This is a genomic window from uncultured Acidovorax sp. (assembly GCF_964021665.1).
Taxonomy (GTDB): Bacteria; Pseudomonadota; Gammaproteobacteria; order Burkholderiales; family Burkholderiaceae_C; genus Acidovorax; species Acidovorax temperans.
In genome coordinates, this window is sequence record NZ_CAXIAK010000144.1 from 1 (window position 1) to 4,932 (window position 4,932).

Genomic DNA, 4,932 nt, shown 5'->3' on the forward strand with positions numbered 1-4,932 from the left:
CAGAGGGTTTTCACATATCCATAAAAATAGCTTCTGGCGCTTATCCATCAAGCGCCAGAAGCTATCAAATTAATAGCAAATGATTTCACTGGCACCGCCGCGCCACGGCAGTGCCAGTTCGCAAAGGCTCAGGCCGCCTGGCGCTGGGCAGGTGCGCCGGGGCTGCGCCACTGCGCCATCAGGCCATTCCACTTGGCACGCGCGGCCTTGAGGTGGCGCTCCTTGACATGGCCGTAGCCACGGATGTCTTCCGGAATGCGCGCAATCTCCACCGCCAGGGCCAGCTTGTCGGCGGTCAGGCTGGCCAGCAGCTCGTCGATGCAGGCGCGGTATTCGACGATCAGGGCGCGCTCGGTGCGGCGCTCCTCGGTCTTGCCAAAGATGTCGAAGGCCGTGCCACGCAAGCCTTTCATCTTGGCCAGCAGGCCGAAGGCGTTGCGCATCCAGGGGCCATAGGGCTTTTTCACCAGTTCGCCCTTCTCGTTCTTGGCGGCCGACATCGGGGGCGCCAGGTGGTGCACCAGTTTGAAGTCGCCCTCAAACTGCGCGGCGATCTTGTCCATGAACGCCTTGTCGGTGTGCAGGCGGGCCACTTCGTACTCGTCCTTGTAAGCCATCAGCTTGAACAGGTAGCGGGCCACCGCCTCGGTCAGGCGGGTGGTGGTGCCCAGTTGCGCCTCGGCGGCCTGCACCTTCTGCACAAAGGCCTGGTAGTCGGCAGCGTAGGCGGCGTTCTGGTAGCCGGTGAGGAAGTCCACGCGCTTGGCGATCATGTCGGCCAGGGCGGGCTTCTTCACGAACTGGATCACCTGTGCCGCCTGGAACAGTGCCTGCACAGCGGGCAGGTCGAGGGCGCAGCGGCGGCCCCATTCAAAGGCTGCCTTGTTGTTCTCCACCTGCACGCCGTTGAGTTCCATGGCGCGCATCAGCGAGGCCAGGGTCAGCGGCACGCGGCCCTTTTGCCAGGCGTAGCCCAGCAGCAGCGGGTTGGTGTAGATGCTGTCGCCCAGCAGTTGCGTGGCCACCTGTTCGGCGTCAAAGCTGCCCACGCTGCCATCGCCCAGGGCGCTGGTGATGGCCGTGTCGCAATGCGCATCGGGGAACTGCCAGTTGGGGTTGTTCACGAACGACGCCGTGGGCGTGCGGTGCGTGTTCAGCGCCACAAAGGTGCGGCCGGGTTGCAGCACGGCCAGCGTGGTCTTGTTGGCGGCCACGATGGCGTCGCAGCCAATCACCAGGTCGGCCTTGGCGGTATCGACCTTGGTGGTGTAGATGGCATCGGGCCGGCTGGCGATCTGGATGTGGCTCCAGGTGGCGCCGCCCTTCTGGGCCAGGCCTGCGGCGTCTTGCGTGATGACGCCCTTGCCCTCCAGGTGGGCCGCCATGCCCAGCAGCGAGCCAATGGTGATCACCCCGGTGCCGCCCACGCCCGCCACCACGATGCCCCAGGCCATATCGGCCACGGGCAGCACGGGTTCGGGAATGTTGGGCAGGGCCGAGAGGTCGCCCTTCTTGTCTTTCTTGGGCTTCTTGAGCTGGCCGCCTTCCACCGTGACGAAGCTGGGGCAGAAGCCCTTCACGCACGAGTAGTCCTTGTTGCAGGTGCTCTGGTTGATGCGGCGCTTACGGCCAAATTCGGTCTCCACCGGCTCCACCGACAGGCAGTTGGACTGCACCGAGCAGTCGCCACAGCCCTCGCACACCAGCTCATTGATGACCACCGTCTTGTCGGGCGTGGCCAGCTTGCCGCGCTTGCGGCGGCGGCGCTTTTCGGTGGCGCAGGTCTGGTCGTAGATGATGGCCGTGCAGCCCTTGATCTCGCGGAACTCGCGCTGGATGCGGTCCAGCTCGTCGCGGTGGTGCACCGTGACGCCCTGGGCCAAGGCCACGCCGTCGTACTTCTGCGGCTCGTCCGTCACGATGACCAGCTTGGCCACCCCCTCGGCCTTCAGGCTGTTCATGATCTGCAGCACCGTGTGGCCCTCGGGCCGTTCGCCCACCGCCTGCCCGCCGGTCATGGCCACGGCGTCGTTGTAGAGCACCTTGTAGGTGATGTTCACACCCGCCGCAATGCTCTGGCGGATGGCCAGCAGCCCGCTGTGGAAGTACGTGCCGTCGCCCAGGTTGGAGAAGATGTGCTCTTCGGTGGTGAACGGCTGCTGGCCCACCCAGGTCACGCCCTCGCCACCCATCTGCGTGAAGGTGCTGGTGCGGCGGTCGGGCATCCAGTTGACCATGTAGTGGCAGCCGATGCCGGCCACGGCGCGCGAGCCCTCGGGCACGCGGGTGCTGGTGTTGTGCGGGCAGCCGCTGCAGAACCAGGGCGTGCGGTCGCCAGAAGGGTCCACCTGGGTCTCTGCCAGCGCGCGTTCACGGGCTTCGATGATGGCCAGGCGGGCGTCCATGCGCTGCACTACGTGCTCGGGCACGCCCAGCTTTTTCAGGCGCTTGGCAATGGCCTTGGCGATGAGGGCGGGCGTCAGGTCGGCCTTGGGGCGCAGCAGCCAGTTCTGGCTGGGGTTGGGCATGCTCCACTCGCCGCCCGAGTTGTCGCCCGGCACTTCGTCGAACTTGCCCAGCACGTTGGGGCGCACATCGGCGCGCCAGTTGTACAGCTCTTCCTTGAGCTGGTATTCGATGACCTGGCGCTTTTCCTCCACCACCAGAATCTCTTGCAGGCCCTGTGCAAAGTCGCGGGTGATGGTGGCTTCCAGCGGCCACACCACGTTGACCTTGTGCACGCGAATGCCCAGGCTGCGGCAGGTGTCGTCATCGAGCCCCAGGTCCACCAGGGCCTGGCGCATGTCGTTGTAGGCCTTGCCGCTGGCAATGATGCCGAAGCGGTCTTGCTTGCCTTCGATGACGTTGTAGTTGAGCTTGTTGGCGCGGATATACGCCAGGGCCGCGTACCACTTGTAGTCCATCAGGCGCGCTTCCTGCTCCAGCGGCGCATCGGGCCAGCGGATGTGCAGGCCGCCGGGCGGCATGGCGAAGTCTTCGGGAAGGATGATCTTCACGCGGTCCGGGTCCACGCTGATGCTGCTGGACGACTCGACCACCTCCTGGATGGTCTTCATGCCCGACCACACGCCCGAGAAGCGGCTCATGGCAAAGGCGTGCAGGCCCATGTCCAGAATCTCTTGCACGCTGCTGGGGAAGAACACCGGCGTGCCGCAGGCCTTGAAGATGTGGTCGCTCTGGTGCGCGGCCGTGCTGCTCTTGCTGATGTGGTCGTCGCCCGCAATCGCGATCACGCCGCCGTGCTTGGACGTGCCCGCCATGTTGGCGTGCTTGAACACGTCCGCGCAGCGGTCTACGCCCGGGCCCTTGCCGTACCAGATGCCGAAGACGCCGTCGTATTTCTTCTTCTCGGGGTACAGGTCGAGCTGCTGCGTGCCCCACACGGCGGTGGCGCCCAGCTCTTCGTTCACACCGGGCTGAAAGACGATGTGGTTTTCGGCCAGGTGCTTTTTAGCCGCCCACAGCGCCTGGTCGTAGGTGCCCAGCGGGCTGCCACGGTAGCCACTGATGAAGCCCGCCGTGTTCAGCCCCGCCGCCGCATCGCGCTGGCGCTGCAGCATGGGCAGACGCACCAGGGCCTGCACGCCGCTCATGAAGGCGCGGCCTTCGCCCAGGGTGTATTTGTCCTCCAGGGTGACAGTCTCTAGGGCTTTGCGGATCGATTCGGGCAAGGGGGCGTTCATGGCTGTCTCCGTGGGGGATGGCTGCCCGGCCACCACCTTGTGGGCAGCAGCGGGCGTCGAAATAGATGGTTTGAAGACAGTTTAGGCAGGCGCGCCAGATATGTGCTTTCGTTTTTATGCCGTGTTTACCCTTGATTCAGAAAGGATCTTTCTTAAAATTACACAAACATGAACAATTTAGACAAATACGACCTCGCCATCTTGCAAGAATTGCAGGCCGACGCCCGCCTGACGAATGCCGAACTGGCCCAGCGCGTGGGCCTGTCGGCCGCGCCGTGCTGGCGCCGGGTGCGCGCGCTGGAGGATGCGGGCTTCATCAAAGGCTACCGCGCCGAAATCGACCGCCACAAAATCGGCCTGGGCGTGCTGGCCTTTGTGCGGCTCGATGCCGACCGCAGCACCGGCAACCTGACGCGGGCGATGGAAGAAGCCATCCGCCAAATCCCCGAAGTGGTGGCATGCCACTACATCAGCGGCACCGGCACGTTCGAGCTGCAGGTGGTGGCGCGCGATCTGGACAGCTTCTCGCAGTTTGCGCGCGATGTGTTGCTGAACCTGCCCAACGTGAAAGACATGCACACCAGCTTCTCGCTGGGCGAGGTCAAGGCCAGCGGGGCGCTGCCGCTGGCGCACCTTACGCAGCCCAAGCCCCGCTGAGCCAGTTCACGCTTGCCCACTGGCTTGGGCCAGCTCGAAATCGCTCTTGTTTTGATAGCTGCTAGCGCTTGATTGATAAGCGCTATAGCCGTTTTTTAGGCTCTTCTAGCGAATGCTAGTGATGAGTCTTTAAACGCCCTGCCGCGCCCCCATCTCCCAAGCATGACGCTCCTGCGTCAGCCCCAGGAGAAGGCCATGCGACAGCAACAGATGACGCGCTTGATCCACAGCTTGCCCCAGCTGACGCACCACCAGCGCCAGCAACTGGCAAGCTCTCTGCAGGCTCTGCTCGATCACAGTCAAGCCATCGCCGTTGTAGAAGCGCATAGCGGCGCCTGCCGGGCTTGCCCGCATTGCAGCAGCTCCCTGCTCGTCAAGAACGGCTCGGCCAATGGACTTCAACGTTTCAAGTGCCGCCATTGCGCACGCACCTTCAACGCCTTGACTGGCACACCGCTGGCGCGTTTGCATCTGCGGGACAAGTGGATGGGCCAGGCGCAGGCTCTGGGCGAGGGGCTCTCGCTCAACCAGGTGGCCCAGCGCCTGGGCGTGGCGCAAAGCACCGCCTTTC

The 4,932-nt window shown here is 64.3% G+C and carries 2 protein-coding genes and 1 pseudogene; 2 read left to right on the plus strand and 1 reads right to left on the minus strand.

The window, feature by feature from the left end:
- Window positions 1-128: 128 nt before the first annotated feature.
- Window positions 129-3,704 (minus strand): indolepyruvate ferredoxin oxidoreductase family protein, encoded by a 3,576-nt coding sequence (locus AADJ04_RS17595; protein ID WP_341240410.1) that lies wholly within the window; start codon window positions 3,702-3,704, stop codon window positions 129-131.
- Between the two features lie 168 nt (window positions 3,705-3,872).
- Between AADJ04_RS17595 and AADJ04_RS17600 the strand changes: the two genes are divergently transcribed.
- Both AADJ04_RS17600 and AADJ04_RS17605 read left to right on the plus strand, forming a co-directional pair.
- Window positions 3,873-4,361, plus strand: coding sequence for an Lrp/AsnC family transcriptional regulator (locus AADJ04_RS17600; protein WP_341240411.1), 489 nt, complete (start codon window positions 3,873-3,875; stop codon window positions 4,359-4,361).
- A gap of 195 nt (window positions 4,362-4,556) precedes the next feature.
- A pseudogene (locus AADJ04_RS17605) lies at window positions 4,557-4,932 on the plus strand (IS1595 family transposase); the annotation flags it as partial.

Excerpts from the sequence above, each read along its gene's own strand:
- AADJ04_RS17595 (WP_341240410.1), bottom strand. The coding sequence starts at position 3,704 with ATGAACGCCCCCTTGCCCGAATCGATCCGCAAAGCCCTAGAGACTGTC.
- AADJ04_RS17600 (WP_341240411.1), top strand. The coding sequence starts at position 3,873 with ATGAACAATTTAGACAAATACGACCTCGCCATCTTGCAAGAATTGCAG.